We start from the raw sequence: 20,996 nt of genomic DNA, 5'->3' as shown, positions 1-20,996 counted from the left end.
TGCGCTCTCTGCGGTTAAAATAAAATCTAAGATGTTTTACCACAGAGGGCGCAGAGTACACAGAGAAAGAGAAGATTGAGCAACAGAGGTGTTGAGAATGGGGTTATTTAGCAGTCTGAGAAACCAAATTAACTCCATGTAACAACCGCTCTAAATCTAATTCTGATGCTGATGCTGCTAATTTTTTCAGGTCATTTGGATCGTCTAAATGTGGCAAAGTACCCAACACTGGAATTTGAGTCAGAGACTGGATTAAATCGATCGGCGCAAAATCGGCAATTTCTTGTTCGGAACAAGCTTGAGGGCAATTAAGGACAATGCCTCTAAGCTGAAAGCCCGTGTGTCTGGCGAGGGCAACATTCGCTACAGCTTGCCCGATCGCACCTAACCTCACAGGTACCACCAAAACGCCCCTCAGCCGCCAATCTCGGGCAATATCCGCCACCGTCAGTTCCCGCGTTACAGGGGAACCCAGCCCTCCCAAAGCCTCCACCAGCACAAAATTCTTGCGCTCAGTGAGGCTTTGCAGCGCCGTCCAGACCTTTTCGAGTTCGATCGCTCTCCCCTCGCGTTCGGCAGAAATCGGTGGTGCTAGAGGCGCGCTAAAGTGCAGCGGATTGAGTTCTTCGGGGGATTGGTCGAGGCTAAATAAACGGGTGTAGAGTTCTCGATCGCCCGTGCCGGTTTGCAACAGCTTCATAATTCCCAAACTGCGATCGGGAAAATACATTTGCCAATAAGCAGCCAGAGCACTGGTCAAAACAGTTTTGCCCGCGTCAGTATCAGTTCCAGCAATCAGCAGCGAGTTCATTGGCAAAAGCTAGTAAGTAATTGGCTTCAACTTAAGTCTAGAGGAATTTTGCCAGAACTAGGGTGAAGGCGCAGGAGTCGGTGCGGGTTCCGGTGAAGGCGCAGGAGTCGGTGCGGGTTCCGGCGCAGGAGTTGGTGACGGCGCAGGAGTTGGTGACGGCGCAGGAGTTGGTGACGGCGCAGGAGTTGGTGACGGCGCAGGAGTTGGTGCAGGAGTTGGTGCGGGAGTCGGTTTGGGTGCGGGAGTCGGTGCGGGAGTCGGTTTGGGTGCGGGAGTCGGCGCGGGTGTCGGTTTCGGCGCGGGAGTTGGCGCGGGTGTCGGTTTCGGCGCGGGAGTTGGCGCAGGTGTCGGTTCAGGTGTTGGCGTGGGTTCTGGCGCTGGCGTTGGTTCAGGTGGTAGCGATGGTGTGATTTCCGGCGAAGGTTCTGGGGTGATTTCCGGCGAAGGTTCTGGTGTGATTTCCGGCGAAGGTTCTGGAGTTGGGCTTGGCGAAGGTTCTGGAGTTGGGCTTGGTAAAGGTTCCGGGGTTGGAGTTGGCAAAGGTTCCGGGGTTGGAAGCGGAGTTAGTCTCGGCGTCGGAGTTATGACTGATGGCGCTGTCGGAGTGGCTGTGGGCTTCGGTTTGCTGTTGAGAAATGAGCCTACTAATGCCCAGGAACCGAAGCCTGTCAAGATGACTAAGCCTGTTAGCAGTCCGATCGCAGCAACCGGATTATCCCACAAAGAGCCACCAGCAGGCTCAATTAGCGGATCTGGCTGGTTTTGCGGGCCGGGACTTAGGGGCACCACCGGCTCGGATTCGAGTGGTCTCCCCACGGCTACCGTTGCGATTAGCGAAGGATTTGACTGGACGACTGCTGATGCTGGTGGTGCAGTTGGCGCGTTAGATTGAGGGTTAGAATTAGTTTGGGTGTCGAGTGCTTGAGCGACTTCGCTGACAGATTGATATCGATCGCCCGGAGAGCGATTTAACATCCGATTCAGCACCACAGCCAAACCAGCGCTCACCTGTACTTGCTGCTGCCAATTCCACTGTAGCGTTGTTTGATCCAGCAATTCCTGCGGTTCTTTGCCCGTCAGCAGGACGATCGCCGTTACAGCTAAAGCATACAGGTCACTGCTGGCCGTTGCGCGCCCGCTTTGCAATTGTTCCATCGGCGCGTAGCCAATTTTACCCACAGTTGTCGCGTGGGCTGTTCCTTCGGGAGACTGAACTTTGGTAGCGAGTTCTTTCACCACTCCAAAGTCAATCAGTACCGGCAACTTATCGTTTTCACGGAGGATGATATTTTCTGGCGAGATGTCGCGGTGGATGATACCACGGGCGTGAATATGAGCCAGTACCGGCAGCATTTGTCGGATAAAGACTAAAACTTCGGCTTCGCTGAAGGTGCCGCCTGTGTTAGTTCGATCGAGCAACAGTTCGCGGTAAGTCATCCCTTCCACGTAATCCTGCACTAAAAACAAACGTTGATTCTCTTCAAATATTGCCCGAAACTGGGGAATTTGCGGGTGGGCAATTTGGTAAAGTATTGCCGCCTCTCTTTGAAACAATTCCTTCGATTTTTCCAAAACGTAAGGCCCGCTTTGCATTGGAATCAACTCTTTCAGGGCGCAGCGTTCTTTAAACCGCCCCTCGTCTTCTACTAAATAAGTCCGGCCAAATCCCCCTTGACCTAAAATACTCACCAAGCGGTAGCGGTTTTGTAGGAGAGTTCCAATAGAAATAGGTGGCTGCATAAGTTTAAGTAGAAATTGTTAAAAAATAGACGATCGCTGGCAGACTTAGAATGTTAAATCTTTAATGCTCAAGATCGTACTTCACTGTCTGTAGTTCCCAGTCCCGATGAAAGTTAGCATTTTACTTCTTTTTGAGCAACTTTGAGAAATTAGGCGCAAGCGGGCGATCGAAAATCAGGGGTTCCCCCGGAGGGGTTTGCCCCATAGTTGCGGTTTTTTTGGGCGATCGCAAAGGCGAAAAATTAGCAGGCTGCTACATTCTTCCTAATGACCGCTGACCGCTGACTGTTGACTGTTGACTGTTGACTGTTGACTGCTGACTGCTGACTGCTGACTGTTGACTAATGACTTCTACCAACTGTCAACTGTCCACTGTCAACTGTCAACTGTTAAGCTTTGCTTTTACCATCTCTTGAATTCTGTTACCGTCTGCTTTGCCTTTAAGCTGCTGCATAGCCTTGCCCATCACCTTGCCCATATCTTTGGCAGAAGTAGCGCCCACCGAAGCAATCACCTCGTCAACCACTTGACTTACCTCTTCGTCAGACATCTGCGCCGGCAAATACTCTTCCAGAATTGCCAACTCCGCCTCCTCTTGTGCCACTAAGTCCTCGCGGCCACCTTTGCGGTATTGGTCGATCGAATCCCGGCGCTGTTTTGCTATCTGCATCAAAATTTCCAATTCTTGAGCTTCTGTCAGCGTCTCTTGCCCCGAGGGACGGAGGCTGACTTCTTTTTCCAGAATAACTTTCTTGATGCCGCGAACAGTTTCCAAGCGAACTTTGTCCTTGGACTTCATCGCTGCTTTGATTTCTGCGTCAATCCGTTCTCTTAAGCTCATCGATTTTTACCTTGCTTTGCTATATCAAAAATCAGGAGTATGCTTCCGATTCTTAACTTTTTTTACAGTATTTTGCAAGTTTATTGCCTGTTGGTGGCATTTTTATCACCTTGAAGCCGGTGGCTTTCGGCCTTTGACCGAATTTTGAGCGGCTGCACTTCAAGTCTGGGCCCCAAATAGACTGTCGGCACAATTTTGAGACGCACAGACAGAAGTCAATACGGTTCACTGATAGTCCACGGGGAAAAAGAATGTGACAAACAGACGCGCTCGTTTGCGTCGCGAGGACAGCAATGACAAACAAACCTTAAGTGAACCGTATTGAGACAGAAGTGCGATCGCGCTTCTGCCTGCACACAGCCAGCCATAAACCCTGTTTATCCGACATATTTGTGCAACTTCTATTCAGTTCGCCTAAGTTAACACTTGCGGCCGCCCCGAAAGTTAAATCTCTCCAAATATTGGCTGAACATTTCTAATTTCCGATGGTAAGATGGCGGTTAAATAAACGTCTTGCAAGAGGCCTGCTGTGATCCGTTCTGCTACTTTACCGCTTCCGTTTCCCGAGCCGCCGGTTTCCGCTCACGACCGTCTGCGGCTGTTCTCCGGTTCTGCTAATGTTCCCCTCGCCCAAGAGGTGGCTCGCTATTTGGGGATCGATTTGGGGCCGATGGTTCGCAAGCGGTTCGCTGATGGGGAACTCTACGTTCAAATTCAAGAATCGATTCGGGGTTGCGATGTTTACTTGATTCAGCCTACTTGCTGTCCGGTGAACGATCGACTCATGGAATTATTAATTATGATCGATGCTTGTCGCCGCGCTTCAGCAAGACAAGTTACTGCTGTGATTCCTTACTACGGCTATGCTAGAGCCGATCGCAAAACAGCCGGCAGAGAGTCAATTACTGCAAAGTTGGTAGCTAATTTGATTACTGAAGCTGGAGCAAATCGCATTTTAGGGATGGATTTGCACTCAGCTCAGATTCAAGGTTATTTTGACATTCCTTTCGATCATGTTTACGGTTCGCCAGTGCTGTTGGATTATCTCGCGAGCAAGAAGTTGACAGATATTGTCGTCGTTTCGCCGGATGTGGGCGGAGTCGCCAGGGCGAGATCTTTTGCGAAAAAGCTTGGCGATGCTCCCCTAGCAATTATTGACAAGCGCCGCCAAGCTCACAACGTCGCTGAAGTGATGAACGTCATCGGGGATGTCAAAGGCAAAACTGCCGTGTTGGTGGACGACATGATCGATACTGCGGGGACGATTACCGAAGGCGCGAGATTGTTGCGCCGCCAGGGTGCGAGACAGGTATATGCTTGTGCTACTCATGCGGTTTTTTCACCTCCGGCGATCGAGCGTTTGTCTAGCGGAGTTTTGGAAGAGGTAATTGTTACAAATACAATTCCCGTACCTGAAGAGAACCGATTCAAGCAGTTGACGGTGCTTTCGGTAGCGAATTTGCTGGGCGAAACTATTTGGCGGATTCACGAAGATAGTTCTGTTAGCAGTATGTTCCGCTAGCTAGAGAAAGCACGTTTTCAATATTTGTTTTAGGGTGCGTTACAGGCTTGTTAACGCACCGTTTTTTTTGTATGTTGCGCTCTTTCTGGCAATAAATATCGTTTCCACAGGCATCCGAATAATAATATGTTTCCTATAGTGCGAGCTTAAGAGCTCGCGATCGTAACACCGCATTAACGATCGCATTGCAGTATCATATCAAATCCGGTAGCATCGTCCTGTATTAATCTCTCTATTCTCTCTCTGTGCCCTCTGCGCCCTCTGCGGTTAAATCATTCCGATGCAACCGGAAACGATATCATCCGATCTAACCGGAGTCGATCGCACTTGAGATCGCTGGAACAACAAATGGTAAAATTCTATCTTGTTGTCTTAAGACCGCGACCTTTTCATCTTCTAGAGATGTCTGACCAAAATAAGGGGTAAATAGGGAAAAACTATGAAACATTCACTGGTACGAGCAGCGGCCGCCTTTGTCGGTTCAGCAATTTTAACACTCGGGGCGATCGCTCCGGCGAAAGCATATACTTTTGACGAAACCGAAATTAACCAAGATCGAGTAATTGCGATCGCCCAACCGGGCGGTTTGACCGGCTACCAATTGCTTATTGTAGAACAAGTCACAGACAGACGGAAGTGCTGGAGCGAAAGCGGTTCTAATCCCGTGACAGTCGATCCGTTATTAGCTACTTTTGACTTCACCGGCATTTGCGGCCGCGCCACAGACAGCAACGGCTTTTCCATTCGCATGGCCGGCACCGATTTAGCATTAAAATACAGCCTAATATTGCAAAATGTTGATGGCAATGTGGTATTAATGGGAATTCCCAGCGATCCTAACGCTCAACCGATAATTATCGGCCGCACCAACGGCAATACTAACGGCTTTATGAAAATCACTCTCGATCCCGCTTGGCGCTTTAGTAAAAGAACTTATCAAGGGAAAGTATTAGGTCACTTTTATTTCACTAGCAGTCAAGCCGCACCGGGACAAATCGGAAATACTGGCGGAAATACTGGCGGAAATACTGGCGGAAATACCGGAGGTAATACTGGCGGAAATACCGGAGGAAATACCGGAGGCAATACTGGCTCTTCTACATTCGGAGATATTGCTAGCGATATCTACGCTTCCGAAATTAAAGAAGCTGTGGGCCTTGGGTTTGTCGCCGGCTTTGCTCAAGATAATACATTTCGGCCGCAGCTTGCCGTTACGCGAGAGCAATTGGTATCTTTAGTATTGGAATCATTGAAAGGAATCCAAGGTGCTAACATCACATTTCCTAACAATGTTTCTACTCGTCCTTATAGCGACGTTGATAGCACGCGCTGGAGTGCCGGAAAAGTGCAATTTGCGCGGGACAATAAAATAGTTAGTGGCTATCAAGATGGAACTTTTAAACCCATGCAGTCAGTGACTCGCGCTGAATTGATGGCGGTGCTGCGGAGAGCATCAGAATTTGGTTTGTCGGCGCGGGGAATGCAGCCAAATTTAGTTGGAAAAGAACCGCCTAAAACTTTTTCAGACACTCAAAATCATTGGGCTGCTGCGATTATTACTCAAATGTCTGCTTATTGTTCTGTTGCTTCCGCTGTTAACGAAGTTGGAACTCGTTTTGCTCCCGATGATTCTGCAAAGCGCAATTACGCAGCCGCGGCTACTTTGCGGATGCTGAAATGCGTTAAGGCTCAATAAACAGTTGACAGTTGACAGTTGACAGTTGACAGCGAATTGATAAGAATGGAGATTTAAACTCCGTTCTTATCACAATCTGCCTTCATGCTGGTGCTTCAAACCCCTGCTATTCGGTCAGTAGGGAAACCCTAAGTTTTTTTAGTAATCTTAAGACTGGCGCACCATAAGAATAGACTGTCAACTGCTGTGCCCTGAGCGTAGTCGAAGGGGTCAACTGTCAACTGTCAACTGTCAACTGTCAACTATTTACGCTACACCGTAGTCAGTATACGGTCGTTTGTATGGGGGTTGCAATCCCAAAACAATATCCTCTCTTGGCACTCCCATTGCAACTAATTCCTCCGCTGGATTTTGGTCGGTTAAATTTTGCTGAAGCCAGATTTTTCCATCTTTGATGTCAATGTGAATGATGCTTCGATAAATTCGGTTAAGGTGTTCCCAGCCGACATTCATCCACTGATAATGATCTCGTTCTGTGTCGCAGATAAGTTGCACTTCGACTTCATCATCGGAAACATCATCTTCGGCATAACGGGTGATTAATGTCTGAACGTATTGACGGTATTGAGCTAGTTTATCCATTGCACAATTACCTCATTTGTTGGTTAATCAGGACTAATATCAATTCGGGTTACATCGGAATTAATATTACCCAAAATCAGGAGACGGCAGTGCCGTTTCCCTACAATTAATCTGGCGTAGGGACACGGCACTGCCGTCTCCTCGCTTGTCATTCCGGCGCAGCCGGAATTGATATAAAGTCTTTTTTAGTCCCGATCATATCGTTTCCTTGCCTTTCTTCTTAGCTGCCGATTTCCGAGTTTTTGGAGTAGCAATTATTTCTGGTTCTTCCAAAATAACATCTTCTTCGGTTAATTTACACAAGTCGTTTAAGGAAAGTTTTTGTTGGGATTCGAGTTCGTTTAGCAAGTTTGAGGCTGTTTCTAATATGTGCTTTCCCTGTCGGAGTTGGATGGTAGTTTTATTTTCGATCGCATCCTGCAACACAAAAACTGATACAATTTGCCAAATATCCAAATCATCACCGATGACATCGCACTGAGAGACGATTTTGCCGTTTTCGGGGACGTGAATCCCTAAGCCGGAAGCTTGGATCAGCGGCTGGATTTCTGTTATGCTTAAATCCGCAAGGTCGGTAATTTTATGTTCGAGGGATACGAAGTCTGCTAAATCTGGTAAGTTGATTGATTCTGCTGCTACAGCGTCGAATTTGAAGGTGAGAGTTTGGTTTAATGGATCGGAAATGGCGTAGATTGATTGGATTTGCGATCGACTAACTGCACCTTTATCAAAAAAATCTTCGCCTAGAGGTGCGATCGTCTTCGTTGGCGTAGCCCCCGTAAGGGCGGGATTCGCGATCGCAATTTTACCATTTTCCGCCACCTCCAAAATCTCCAAATTAACCAAATTCGTCGCCGCAGTCTTCACAAAAACCCGATCCAACCCCAACAAATCCGCCAACTCCTGCAAAGTTGGCGCAGGATCGAACTCCACACCCGCCCGCAAAATGAACTCTTCCAATACATTAAACTCGCGAGGTTCGCTAATCGTCACTTCCAGCGGAGTTTGGCGAATTGCAAAGCGGAATTCACGCGCCGCCAACACCGACAAATCAGGGTTTTGTTGCTCAATTTGTGCCGCTAGCGAACTTAAATTCGCATCAATTTGTTTAGCTGAGGATGCTAGCAACATCTACAAAACCTCCGCAGTGACGCACCGTTTTTGAAACTTCCTGATACATTTTTCCGACAGTACCTGTTTGTTGCGTAAATAAATCGTGACAGCCGACAACTATTAACAATTCTTGAGCGCGAGAAAAAGCCACATTCACCCGTTCCGGTTCCTTAGCAAATCCAATATCGCCTCTAATATTATTGCACACTGTGCTGACAATAATCACAGGTCTTTCCATTCCTTGAAAGATGTCAACTGTACCAGTGCGGATACTCAAAGATGGGAATCTTTCGGCGGCGATTCTATCTTTAATTGCGTTCAATTGAGCACCGTAAAAAGTGATAATCCCGATTTCCTTCGGCGGTTCACCCTCTACCATTTTAGGCCGCCAAGCGGTTTCCATCTGTTCGCACAAAAGCTCGATCGCATCTATTTCCTTGACATTCAACCGCGAAGTACCCTGTTTCCCCTCCTCAAACCCTTGTCCCACGGGCGTTTTCACCCACAGGATGTGATTGTTTTCTTTGATGATGTCACCTGCGAGATGGTGTGCGCGTCTCGTGTCTGCTTCCAGAATCCCGCAGTTGAGCTTTTGCTGATAAAACTGATTGATTGCGCCCATGATTTGCGGGTGCATTCGGTACTGAGTTGTCAGCATTTTTTTGATGCCGTCGTTAGCTTTTTCAAACAATATTTTGAACAGCGATTCTTTGATAAAGCTAAGTTCGTCTCCCGTACAGCCGATGTCTTCGGCAATATCATCGATCGTACTTTGATTAAACATCGGCGGCAATTGCCTGTGATCGCCCACTAATACTAATTTTCTGCCCTTCAAGGCGGGGATTAATAACTCTGGCGGAGTGCATTTACTAACTTCGTCAATGATGACTGCATCAAAGCTGGGAAAGTTTTTGCTAAAATCAAAGCTGGCAGCTTGCACGCAGGTAATGCCGATGACGTTCGCGTTGTCAATATAAATTTGCTTTAAATCTTGACGGTCTTTTTCTGACGGATGGCGGAGTTTTTCAATCCAATCTGTGACGAAGTTTTGAGAACGATTGAGGGCAGTTTCTTCTCGTTCTAATTCCCGCTGCCAATGCTTGAATAAACGCTTGATTTTGCTTAAAAAATCTACGCTGAATAATCCGGTACTGGGAACTTCTATTTGGTATTTAGTCGGGATATTTTGCCATGCTGATTCCCACCAACTTCTCTCTACGATTAATTCTGGCGCTGGTTGTTGCTGTTGCAGTTTAGCCGTAATCTCGCTCAATTCTGTTTGAAGTGTCGCGAGTTCCTCCTGTGCAGTTGTAGCGGCAATTTGCAGCGGGGATAGTTGCTCGTCAATAGTAGTTTTGACAACTTCCAAAATCCCGAACGGATCTAAGTCAGCCAGGGATTTTTTAAGCTGAATCACACTGGTTTTCCAAGTTTCAACTTGCTTGAAAAACTGCTGCGGTTGTTCCCAAATATTCGACTTTTGCGCGAGATATTGTTGGGCGAGAATCCGCAACTTGTCTGGAACCTTTGACTGTTCTACAATTGCTTGCAATTGATTCGTAACTTCGCTAATTTTTAAGTTCGCTTCTTGCTGCGCGGCTTCTACTTGAACTTGGGCGGCGGATATTTGCTGCTGGCTGACGGTTTGACCGATTTTATCTAATAACTGTTGCTGCTTAATTAGTTGTTGTTCGGTTTCGGTTTTCAGAGGAACTATGCACTGGCGGGCGTTTCCGAGAATAGTATGCAGCAATTCTTTGACTAGCCGATCGAAGGTTTCTTGAATTTGATTTGGCTGCAATGATTGACTGTAAAATTGTTGGATGTTAGCTAAGAAAGTGTCAGCTTTTTCGAGGATGAATTTGCGCTGGCTTTGACTGACTTGGGAATAGCTGGCGAAGTCTTTGGCTAGTTGTTGCCATTGCGCTCGATCGCCCGCAGCGAGCACGATCGGCATTTGAGTCAAATTTAGGTGCAAAAACTCGCTAAACCGGAACTGCTGCCCTTGAATGTCCTTGAAACCCGCGCTGGCTTCATGGGCGATCGCCTTTTGCAGTCTTTCCAAATCGGGCAAACTGACTTTACACTTCGGCGGGACGATCGGCAATTTGAGCGATCGGGCAATTTTCAAAAGTCCTGCGGGCAATTCTACCATATCATCCGTCAGCATTGCGCCCGTTTCCCAGCAAGCTTTCACAACAGTATAAAGTCGCGTATCCGCCGTCTCAATCCACTCTGCAACGGCGACGACAACGGCGGCAATTTCTGCTTTTCGCAGTTCCAAATTACTGATTTTCTGTTCGAGATTGTGGCGGTGTGTCTGATTTTGCTTGTCGCCCAACTCGAGTTGATTCACAGCATCCGACAACTGGCGCGACACCCGCAACGACTCCGCAACCCCTGACATGGCGTGACAAACCTCCTGGGCGCGATCGCCCGCCGTCTCAAATTCGGATAATTGCGGTGCTACAGTTTCCCGCAACCAAACCGCAATCCCAAACGCACCGCAACTAGGGCGATCCAATCCTATTTGAATAGTATGGTTGACGCAAATCCGCACATTTGCCATAAAGTTTTCCACTAAAACATTACCTTCAGAATAAGGTTTTAGTTTCGGCATAAACTCGGAAACTTCTGAAGATTCCCAGTTAATCTCCGGCGCCGCCAGTAAATTTGCCAGCCCATCAACCAAAGACGCAATCTCGCTTTTAGCAGTTAAACTTAATTGATACGCTGCTGATTGCGCGGTCAACTTTTCCTCAACCTCCGCCTTCCCGTCGTGCAGGTATTTTTGTTCCTTAAAAAAAGCTCTCTCGGCGGCCGAGTAGGCATTAAATCTGTCGAAATCTGCCAGCAACCGCTGTAAAGATGTGACATTAATCTGACGCTGCGACAGCTTTTGTTCGCAATCAGTCGCCGTATTTTGTAGCCAAGTGCCGATCGCATTTTCCTCTAAAAACGGCTGGCCTTCCTCCTGTACCTTATGGGCTTTTCCCTTTCGCAAAGCCCGAATTGCCGGATTGTGAACCAACCGACTCAAAGCATTATCAACGGCTAAATTTGCCTGAGAAGCAATCAAAGTTTTCCCGCCCTGACGCGCAATTTGATAGCAAATTTCCGCAATCACCGTCGTTTTCCCGGTTCCTGGCGGCCCTTGAATCAAAATTAAATCCCGCGCCGAAAGCACCATTTCTACGGCAGCGAGTTGATCGTCGTTAGCATTGCGATTTAATAAATTTTCCCGATCCAATTTTACCAGCTTGTCGGGAATTCTCGCCTCGGAAGAGTCAAATAAAAACTCGCTTAAATAGGGATTTTGAGCGCGGCCATCCGCCAGCATCTTTAAAGCTTTCTTTTTGCGATCGATCTGACTGATATCCCCCGCCGCCTCGAAATACAAAAATCCTTGTTTGGGAAGTTGATATCTACCGCCCGCCATGCGATCGCCCAAATCAACATCCAACTTAATCCGTAACATACCACGTTCAAATTCAATTTCCGCAATGCTACCCAAAGTCTCGCCATCGCGGCTGCTTCTGCTTCCCGGCGGCGAATCAAACAAAATAATGTCTTCATTTCTGGCTTGTTTCAGCCTTTCGCGAAAGTCGCCGACTTGTAAGGGATTCTCCTCGTAGCCGTCAAGAGTTGCCGAATTGCGATCGATTTCAAAAGTAACGATTTTGAAGCCGGAACCATAGTTATGCGCGCGGAAAGGTACACAAAATTGACGCGCTTCGGCGATGCGTTTTTCGACATTTAAGAAAGTGTGCCAAACTTTTAATTGTTCGGTTGTTGGTATGTGTCTCTCGTCCCAAAATGGCATTTGTTGGACGCGGGCGATCGACTTTGCAGGAATTGGCGATCTACTTTTCGGCAAAAGTCGCAACTGTACCGGCAAAGCATAGCCATCTTTTCTACCTCTAGGAAGCGCCACCAAACCAGCATCCAGCAGTTTTAAGCCGCCGATTCCGTCTTCTATCCGTACAGTTGCTAACAAGCGTAAAGTGCGATTCCCTTCGGGATAGCTTCGCTTCACGGCTTTTTGCAACAATTCCGGTAATTTAAAATCATCTCGATCCGTAGCAAGAATCAACTCCCAGATTTCCTCTTCAGAAAATCTCTCATTTACCTTTTGGCGCCGCACGTAGAAAAGACTGGGGGATTTACCGGCTATTTCCGACATCACAACTTCCGCCCGATCTCTGCATTCCCAATCGCAATATTTCGCTAAAGCCGCTTCTCCTTCAACTTGACCAATAAATTTACTAATTGTGCGATCGCCACTAAATTTATATCCCCAATCTTCTGCTACTAAAGATGGCATATTTTGATTTTAGATTTTGGATTTTAGATTTGAGATTGGATTTAAGATTAGCATATTGGAAGACTGGGCGGTTAGAAACCGCGTCTATACAGGCGAAACCCAAGGTGGTTTTACAGTCATCAGAGAATTAGGTACGTTGTTGGGCTTTAGCCCTCTTTATATATACGCCTAAAGAGGGCTGAAGCCCAACAACGTACCTTTGTTAATTCTGCACAATAAAATCAAAAGGGCGAATGATGGGAATTGAACCCACGAATGGTGGTACCACAAACCACTGCCTTAACCACTTGGCTACACTCGCCATAACGTTTTTAACTATAACATAACATCTCAGCACAAGTCTAGGGGTAAAGCAAAAAAATTTCAAAATATTTTTCAGCCTCCCTAAACCGATCGGCATCAATTGTGCCTGAAATTCAGCGCACAGCCCGAGTTTAGCACAATTTTCGATTTGGGCGATCGCACAATAAAATTGGTTCGTAGTGCGGACTTCAGTCCGCATAATGCGGACTGAAGTCCGCTTTTGCGAACTTTCATTACTGGAGATGAGATAAGTCCTCGACGCAAGTGTGACAATAGTTAAAGATTTTTTGAGGTAGATTGTGGCGCCAAGAGTGAAGACAGCGCAACCGCATACCTTTGGTTAATGTGCCAGTTGCGTCTCGGAATGTAAATGAAACGCCCGCGCAGCAAGCTGTCGCGCGCCCGGATCTGTGTCAGCTTGGGGCGCCGTGCACATTGTATAACATCGCGATCGGGCCCAGCGGAATAGAATAGCCTTATATCCATGTGTGCGTCTATTGTCAACTAATTTTCTTCTCTTATCTCTCTTCCTTCGCCCCGCGAAGCAAGGAGACTATGAAAGCGGTGCATTTAAAAAACTTCTTCACAATCCAAAATCTCAAATATAAAATCTCAAATCCCTATGAGCTACTGTATTAACCCAGAATGTCAAAATCCCGAAAATTCACTCACAGAAAAACTTTGCTTGAACTGCGGCTTTAACCTATTGTTGAGACAGCGGTATCGCCCGATTAAACTCTTAGGAAGAGGTGGATTTGGCAAAACTTTCCTCGCCATTGATGAAGACATCCCCTCGCAACCGCGCTGTGCCCTCAAGCAATTTTATTTTCGCGATCGCGATCCAGTAATTTTCAACAAAGCCCTTGAATTATTCCACCAAGAAGCAGTCCGTTTAGACGAACTGGGAAAACACGCGCAAATTCCCACTTTATTAGCTGCATTTGAACAAGAAGGTCATATTTATTTAGTTCAAGAGTTTATAGACGGGCCGACTCTCAAAGAAGAATTAGACCAAAGTGTCTGCGATGAAAATCAAATTTGGCAACTGCTGCAAGACTTATTACCCGTGCTGCAATTCATCCACGACAACCGCGTCATTCACCGCGACATCAAACCTGAAAATATTATCCGCCGCCAGTCGGACAACAAACTCGTATTGATCGATTTCGGCATTGCCAAACTGCTGACTGATTCAGCTATACTCCGTTCAGCAACGCTGATCGGGAGTCAAGATTATATAGCTCCCGAACAAATGCGCGGTAAAGTATTTCCTGCTAGCGACCTTTACAGTTTAGGTGTTACTTGCATTCGCCTGATGACGCAAGTTCCGCCGTTGGATATGTACGACTGTAAAACCGAGCGCTGGTGGTGGCGCGAGTTTCTCCCCAAAGGCACGAGTATTAGCGCCGAGTTAGGTGAGATTTTAGATAAATTGCTACAAACTCATCTTTGTCAGCGCTACAGTTTTGCGGCGGAAGTTTTGGAAGATATCAATGCAGTTTTAGATAAACGCCAGCAAAATTTGGTTGTGCCGAAAAAGCCGATCGCCCAAACTCTCATTAATACCGACAACTCGCCTTATTTCAAAGCCCTGCCAACTTCTGAGCCTCCGATTTCACCGACCAAAACTACCGCCAATTCCGCAGAAACTTTGTCCTTATCAAGGATTTCAAATCTCGATTCTACCATGATTTCAGCAGCGGGAGTTGATTATACCAAACTGCGGGATTGTTTGTCAACTAAAAAGTGGAAAGAAGCCGATCGCGAAACTTGGGCCGTGATGTGTCAATCTCTATCGCTGACACCGGGAATTCAGCTAGAAATCAGCCAAATTTACAAGTTACCATGCGAAGATTTGCAAATAGTCGATCGCCTGTGGTTGCACTACAGTCAAGGTCGGTTTGGCTTCAGCGTCCAAAAGGAAATCTATGAAAGCGTCAAGGGAGATTATGTCAGATTTTGCGATCGGGTAAACTGGCAAACCTACAACTCTGCGACTGCTTCAGGACAACTTAAATTTACTCAAAAAGCACCAATCGGACACCTCCCCTCTCGCAGTTGGGTTGGTGGCATTCAGTGGCTGCGACACCTCGATGCCTTGTCAGCAAAGCTAACCGAATGCAACAACAATTGACTATTGATATTTGTTATTTGTTATTTGTTATTTGTTATTTTTGAATATTTCGCAATAATTAATAACCAATAACTAATGACTAATAGCGTTCGCGAGCAGGGACAGCACTAATGACTAATGACTAATGCCCAATGACCTGTTTGGCCACTGCCCTGTTTGGCCAATTCCCGATGCCCAATTCCCGATGCCCAATAACTTAACTCTACCTGAAAGCAGAGCAATGGCTCCCGCTAGATGTATCCAACGAGCGAGGTTCAGTGCGATCGCTTGTCGCACAATATATTCTGAAGCATAAACACAGATACAAGTCTGCAACCGAACTAAAGAGAGGTATCGATCGATGTTTTTTCACAAAAAGCCACTAATGTCTGCGGTAACAGTAGACGAAGCCAACCCCCGTTTTGCCCAACTGCTGCTAGAACAGTTTGGCGGAGCAACCGGAGAACTGACAGCAGCTTTGCAATACTGGGTGCAGTCCTTTCACTGTGAAAATGCAGAGATTAAGGATATGCTCCAAGATATTGCGATCGAAGAATTCAGCCACTTAGAAATGGTTGGCAAACTGATCGAAGCTCACACCAAAAACGTTGACCAAACAGAAGCTTACAAAAGCACTTTGTTTGCAGTCAGAGGTGTAGGCCCGCACTTGTTGGATAGCCAAGGTCAAGCTTGGAGTGCTGCTTACGTCAACGAAGGCGGCGATGTTGTCCGCGATTTGCGCGCTAATATCGGTGCGGAAGCAGGAGCTCGCCAAACCTACGAAGCATTGATTGAACTAGCGCCGGATGCGGGAACGAAAAAGACGCTGCACTTCTTGCTGACTCGGGAAATTTCCCACACTCAAATGTTCATGAAAGCTTTGGAAGCGATGGGCAAACTTACCGATCCGTTCTTCGGAAATATCGCGCCAGATTCAACAGTAGATTTGTTCTTTAATTTGTCTAGTGATGGCAAAGACCAACCAACTGCTTTGAACTCTGAACCTACTTTCAAGTACGTCGCCGAGCCTACTCCTCAAGGTTAATCAGAATATTCGGCAACTGTTATCCCCGACTTCTTAAAGAAGTCGGGGATTTCGGCGTTCGGTTTTTTTTAGGAGTTGCGGCTCCCTGATGTTAGAATTATTCAACATCCCGATCGACCATTAACATCAAATCCCTATTGAAATTGCGATCGACTTACCTATTAGTTTCTCACGGCAGCCGCGACCCCAGACCGCAAGTAGCTTTGGAAAACCTGGCTCAACTGCTGTCTGATAATTTGGCCCACTCCTTCCCCGCAGTCGCCACCGCCACCCTAGAACTCGGCCCCGCGCCACTCCACGAACAAATTTGCAGTTTTGGCGAACGTACCCTCTCCCTCGGACTGACTCATTTGCAAATCCTGCCCGTATTTTTATTACCGGGAGTTCACGTCGCCGACGACATACCGGCAGAGGTGGAAATTGCCCAGAAAACTTTTGGTTCCCGGTTAAACATAGAAGTGCGCCCGCATTTAGGTTCCCAAGTAGCAGGCTTAACAAACTTGCTCAAAACTCAGATGCAAGAGCTAGCTTTTCTCCCCAATTTGCTGTTACCAAAATGGATTGTACTATCTCACGGCAGCCGCCGCCCCGGAGGTAACTCGACATTTGAAGAAATCGCCAGCCAACTCGGTGCAGAGACTGCTTATTGGTCGGTAAAGCCGAGTTTGGAAGCACGAATTGACAGTTTGGTTCGCGGTGGACATCAGCAAATAGGAATTGTGCCATACTTCTTATTTAATGGAGGAATTACAGATGCGATCGCCAAAAATGTCGAGCAGCTACAGCAGCAATTTCCCACGGCAGAACTTCATCTCGCAAATCCTCTAGGCGCCAGTGTAGAATTAGCAGACTTAATTCGGGATTTAATTCAAAAATGAATCGCAAAGACACAGAAGAGGTCAAGGAAGCAAGAAAAATGTCTTTAGGTAAAGTGTATTTAGTAGGTGCAGGCCCCGGAGATCCGGGTTTGATGACTTTGAAGGGAAAAGCGCTGTTAGAGTGCGCGGATGTGGTGATTTACGACGCTTTAGTCAGCCCTCAAATTTTGGCAGTCATCAACCCCCAAGCAGAACGAATTGATGCCGGGAAACGCAAAGGCCGTCACTCGTTAATGCAGGACGAAACTACTCAGTTAATGATAGACAAAGCTCAAGATAATGCGATCGTAGTTCGTCTCAAAGGCGGCGATCCGTTTATTTTTGGGCGCGGCGGCGAAGAAATGGAAGATTTGGTAAAAGCTGGAGTCTCGGTAGAAGTTGTACCCGGTGTCACTTCGGGAATTGCGGCCCCGGCTTATGCGGGAATTCCTCTGACACATCGATCGTACAGTTCGTCAGTCACTTTTGTCACCGGCCACGAATCAGCCGGAAAATATCGGCCGGAGGTTAATTGGCAGGCGATCGCCCGCGGCTCCGAAACTATTGTAGTATACATGGGAATCCACAATTTGCCTTATATCATCGGCCAGTTAACAGCAGCCGAATTGAGCGCAGAAACGCCCGTAGCCTTAGTGCGCTGGGGAACGCGGCCGGAACAAGAGGAATTGATTGGCACTTTGAGTACAATTGTAGAGCAAGTTGAGGCGACTGGATTTTCCGCACCTGCGATCGCCGTAATCGGAAATGTCGTTAATTTGCACTCTATATTGTCTGGCTGTCGGCCACATCAGACGGTGGTTGAAACCGCACCTACACAAACGATTTCTGCCTCCGCAGACTGAACAAAACAAATTAAATTTAACAATCTTTGTCTTCAACCCGCGGAGGCGGGTTTTGTCTGTGTAGACGCGGTTTTAACCGCCGTGTCTTTTCTACAAACCTATGTTCAACGTGCTACCTGCCGCATATATTCCCCCCACAACTGAGCCGCATTTGCACTACCTCCGCCAGTCGGAGAATTATCATCATTTCCCAACCAAACTCCTGTCACCAGTTGCTGGCTGGGAATATAACCGACAAACCACAAATCTTTATTATCATTAGTCGTGCCTGTTTTTCCAGCTTCTCCCAAGCCCAAAGCAGCACTGCTACCCGTACCTCCCCGAACAACTCCTTGCAGCATATCAGTCATCGTATCCGCGACGCCTTCAGAAACTAACTGTCGATTGGCAACGCCATCTTTTTGATAGTCATAAATCACCCGACAACTTTTAAAATCATTTCGATCTTTGCAGTCGCTGCTGTCAATAATTCGCTTGATTACGTGGGGGCGATTCCCCAAACCCCGGTTCGCCAAAACCCCGAACGCACCCGTTAATTGCAATACGTTAACTTCACTTTCACCTAACACTAAACCGGGGGAAGAACGCAGGGGAGATGTAATCCCCAAACGTCTGGCCATGCCCACTACATTGTCTAAACCGACATCTTGCGCGACTCTCAAAGCAATGGGATTTTCCGACTGTGCTAAACCCCGATACATATCAGTGCTACCGCTGGTTCTGGCGCAGCCATTGTAACTTTGTCCTCCCCAAGAAAGCGGCTCGCAAGAATAAGTCTTACTGGGTGGGATTCCGCGTTCTAGGGCGGCGGCATAGGTGAAAATCTTAAATGTAGAACCGGGCTGTCTCAATGCTTGGGTAGCCCGATTAAACTGACTTTGCAAGTAATCTACACCCCCAACTAATGCTAAGACTTCCCCGGTTGTAGAATTGAGAGTTACTACAGCTCCTTGAGAAAAACCTGCATTCGCTCCGGCATTTTCTACGGCATTTTTGAGGGAAGATTCAGCTACTTTTTGCAGACCTGGATTTAAGCCTGTTTCTACAATAAAATTGCCTTCTCTGGCTAACTGCTCCCCCAACAAAAACTCCAATTCTTCAAATACATAATTGTAGAAATAAGGCGCGATCGTACTTTGCAGGTATTGGCGGGCTTTGGGATTGATGTCAATTCGCGATCGCCTCGCGCGATCGGCTTCTTCCTGAGAAACCGTCCCCATGGCTCGCATCCGTTCGATTACTCGATCGCGATACTGCACCGCCAACTGATAATTTTGAATCGGATTAAAACTGTTTGGCCCAGGCAAAATCCCCGCCAAAGTCGCCGCCTCAGACAAAGTCAAATCCTTCGCCGACTTGGCAAAATAAAATCGAGACGCATCCTCAAAACCGTAGAGGTCAATTCCCAAAAACACGCGATTTAAATAAGTCAGCAACAGCTCATCTTTGCTGTAATAACTCTCTAGTTTCAAAGCAACTACTGCTTCCCGGAATTTGCGTCCGCCCGAATCTTGAGTACCTACATAATCTCGAAACAAACTCCGCGCTAACTGCTGCGTCAGAGTGCTACCGCCTTCGCGAATTCCTCCCCCGCGCACATTGGTCAACAGCGCCCGCAAAACGCCGATCGGATCTACGCCCAAATGCCAATTGTAGCGGCTGTCTTCCGAAGCAAGTACCGCCTTGGATAAATAAGGCGAAAAATCCTGCAATTGCTTCAATTCTAAGTGAGCGTTATTCTGAGGGGGACGCAGCGGAGTTTGTCCGTCGCGGGCGTAAACAATCACAGGGCCGTTGATACTTCTCGGTAGAGGCCGCACTTGAAACTTGGTCGATTCAACACCAACCAAAATAGCTATCAGAGTGGTGATTCCGCTAACACCGTAAAAGCTGTAACGCAAAAATTCTAAATACCAAGGTGGCGGATCTACGTACTGAACTCTGACGGCGGCGGCGAGTTCCGGCGGCCCTAATGTGAACACGTCTCCGTGACGGAGGGACATACTTTTAATTCGTCTTTTCCCTCTGTAAATGCCGTTGGTAGAGTCTTCGTCTTTAATTACAAAAGGTGTTCGCCGTCGAGTATCCCGCGACAGGGATAGGTGTACGTGACTGACAACGGGATTGCGAACTACAATATCTGAAGCTTTGGACGATCGACCTAACAGATATCGATCGCCCAATAGCGGATAAACCTCAGCTTTAGCCGCACCTGCATCCTGTACCCACAGTTCGGGTACTTTGGCATTTGGTTTCAGGGCTAGCTGGTTAAAATTAACCTTGATATTTCGCTATGGACTACGATCGAGCGATCGGCTCTTGAATCATTCTACTCGCAACTTTTGGCTATTTTCAGGATCTGTCCCATACTTTGGGCGATCGGTCGATTTTAGAGTTTAGATTTTAGATTTTAGATTGGAAGATTGGGCGATTCGGGGATTCGGGGATTTTGTAATTGTTAATGAATTGGTGAATACCTCATCTTTGTGAGAACCGCTACATCCGTTTTTGGGGAATTTGCGGCTAGTGGCGATCGACTTTGGGGTGATTCGTGAACTCGCGCCCGGTTGATTAAACGAGCAATTGCATTCATTCCCAAATTATCTTGAAATTATCTGCGTTTATCTGTGTTTATCTGCCTTAAATCTGCGGTTGACCACCTTTATTAAACAAAATTTATGCAATTCAAATCCCTTCTTCCCTCATCTTTTTTCCCTTTTCCTTCTTCCTTCTTCCTTCTTCCCTCATCCCTCATCCCTCATCCTTCTTCCTTCTTCCTTCTTCCTTCTTCCTTCTTCCCTCCTCCCTCATCCTTCTTCCTTCTTCCTTCTTCCTTCTTTCTTCTTTCTTCTTCCCTCCTCCCTCATCCTTCTTCCTTCTTCCTTCTTCCCTCCTCCCTCATCCTTCTTCCTTCTTCCTTCTTCCTTCTTCCTTCTTTCTTCTTCCCTCCTCCCTCATCCTTCTTCCTTCTTCCTTCTTCCTTCTTCCTTCTTTCTTCTTCCCTCCTCCCTCATCCTTCTTCCTTCTTCCTTCTTCCCTCCTCCCTCATCCTTCTTCCTTCTTCCTTCTTCCTTCTTCCTTCTTTTATAATTAAAACCCCCCTTTTTCAAGGGAGGTTTTAGGCGTAAAATACGCAATATTGTCCTTACATCGAAGAACCCAAACCGGCATAAGCACCGTAGAAGA

General features: G+C 47.1%; 14 protein-coding genes and 1 tRNA gene. 6 read left to right on the top strand and 9 right to left on the bottom strand.

The genetic code is table 11. The features are described 5' to 3' along the window. Window positions 1–103: 103 nt before the first annotated feature. The 3 genes from bioD to JGK20_RS19425 all read right to left on the bottom strand — a co-directional run bounded on the left by bioD (window position 104) and on the right by JGK20_RS19425 (window position 3,392). Complete coding sequence (gene bioD, locus JGK20_RS19435) at window positions 104–811, bottom strand: dethiobiotin synthase (RefSeq protein WP_293231801.1); 708 nt, start codon at window positions 809–811, stop codon at window positions 104–106. A 57-nt stretch (window positions 812–868) separates the two neighbouring features. Beyond that, window positions 869–2,551, bottom strand: coding sequence for a serine/threonine-protein kinase (locus JGK20_RS19430; RefSeq protein WP_293231799.1), 1,683 nt, complete (start codon window positions 2,549–2,551; stop codon window positions 869–871). A 382-nt stretch (window positions 2,552–2,933) separates the two neighbouring features. Further along, the gene (locus JGK20_RS19425; protein ID WP_293175804.1) at window positions 2,934–3,392 is read right to left on the bottom strand and encodes a GatB/YqeY domain-containing protein; all 459 of its coding nucleotides are present in this window, start codon (window positions 3,390–3,392) and stop codon (window positions 2,934–2,936) included. Window positions 3,393–3,921: 529 nt separating this feature from the next. Here JGK20_RS19425 and JGK20_RS19420 point away from each other — a divergent pair. Next, a complete protein-coding gene (locus JGK20_RS19420) occupies window positions 3,922–4,914 on the top strand; it encodes a ribose-phosphate pyrophosphokinase (RefSeq protein ID WP_293175802.1) in 993 nt (330 codons plus the stop codon). 439 nt (window positions 4,915–5,353) lie between these two features. Beyond that, window positions 5,354–6,610, top strand: a complete 1,257-nt coding sequence (locus JGK20_RS19415; protein ID WP_293175800.1) for a DUF3747 domain-containing protein — start codon at window positions 5,354–5,356, stop codon at window positions 6,608–6,610. Window positions 6,611–6,856: 246 nt separating this feature from the next. On the opposite strand, the gene JGK20_RS19410 is transcribed toward JGK20_RS19415, so the two are convergent. The 4 genes from JGK20_RS19410 to JGK20_RS19395 form a co-directional block, all read right to left on the bottom strand. Beyond that, a complete protein-coding gene (locus JGK20_RS19410) occupies window positions 6,857–7,192 on the bottom strand; it encodes a XisI protein (RefSeq protein ID WP_293175798.1) in 336 nt (111 codons plus the stop codon). Between the two features lie 195 nt (window positions 7,193–7,387). Next, on the bottom strand, window positions 7,388–8,323 hold the full coding sequence (locus tag JGK20_RS19405) for a hypothetical protein (RefSeq protein WP_293231797.1): 936 nt from the start codon (window positions 8,321–8,323) through the stop codon (window positions 7,388–7,390). After that, a complete protein-coding gene (locus JGK20_RS19400) occupies window positions 8,301–12,629 on the bottom strand; it encodes an AAA domain-containing protein (RefSeq protein WP_293231795.1) in 4,329 nt (1,442 codons plus the stop codon). Before JGK20_RS19400 ends, JGK20_RS19405 begins: the two co-directional genes overlap by 23 nt. 228 nt (window positions 12,630–12,857) lie before the next feature. After that, window positions 12,858–12,930: transfer RNA gene (locus tag JGK20_RS19395), tRNA-His, on the bottom strand. A 624-nt stretch (window positions 12,931–13,554) separates the two neighbouring features. On the opposite strand from JGK20_RS19395, the gene JGK20_RS19390 reads away from it, so the two are divergent. The 4 genes from JGK20_RS19390 (at window position 13,555) to cobA (ending at window position 17,810) form a co-directional block, all read left to right on the top strand. Next, on the top strand, window positions 13,555–15,066 hold the full coding sequence (locus JGK20_RS19390) for a serine/threonine-protein kinase (protein ID WP_293175792.1): 1,512 nt from the start codon (window positions 13,555–13,557) through the stop codon (window positions 15,064–15,066). A 340-nt stretch (window positions 15,067–15,406) separates the two neighbouring features. Beyond that, window positions 15,407–16,090 (top strand): manganese catalase family protein, encoded by a 684-nt coding sequence (locus JGK20_RS19385; protein ID WP_293175790.1) that lies wholly within the window; start codon window positions 15,407–15,409, stop codon window positions 16,088–16,090. A gap of 143 nt (window positions 16,091–16,233) precedes the next feature. After that, entirely contained in the window at window positions 16,234–16,968 is a 735-nt protein-coding gene (locus tag JGK20_RS19380; protein WP_293175855.1) for a sirohydrochlorin chelatase, read from the top strand. Then, the gene (gene cobA / locus JGK20_RS19375) at window positions 16,965–17,810 is read left to right on the top strand and encodes a uroporphyrinogen-III C-methyltransferase (protein WP_293175788.1); all 846 of its coding nucleotides are present in this window, start codon (window positions 16,965–16,967) and stop codon (window positions 17,808–17,810) included. The genes JGK20_RS19380 and cobA overlap by 4 nt, the downstream gene beginning before the upstream one ends. Window positions 17,811–17,914: 104 nt before the next feature. On the opposite strand, the gene JGK20_RS19370 is transcribed toward cobA, so the two are convergent. Beyond that, entirely contained in the window at window positions 17,915–20,095 is a 2,181-nt protein-coding gene (locus JGK20_RS19370) for a transglycosylase domain-containing protein (RefSeq protein ID WP_293231841.1), read from the bottom strand. A 669-nt stretch (window positions 20,096–20,764) separates the two neighbouring features. Continuing rightward, window positions 20,765–20,920, bottom strand: coding sequence for a hypothetical protein (locus JGK20_RS19365; RefSeq protein ID WP_293231793.1), 156 nt, complete (start codon window positions 20,918–20,920; stop codon window positions 20,765–20,767). Window positions 20,921–20,996: the final 76 nt, after the last annotated feature.

Source organism: Microcoleus sp. PH2017_05_CCC_O_A, from assembly GCF_020738785.1.
Taxonomy (GTDB): Bacteria; Cyanobacteriota; Cyanobacteriia; order Cyanobacteriales; family Microcoleaceae; genus Microcoleus.
This window is presented reverse-complemented; position numbering and strand designations above follow the sequence as displayed.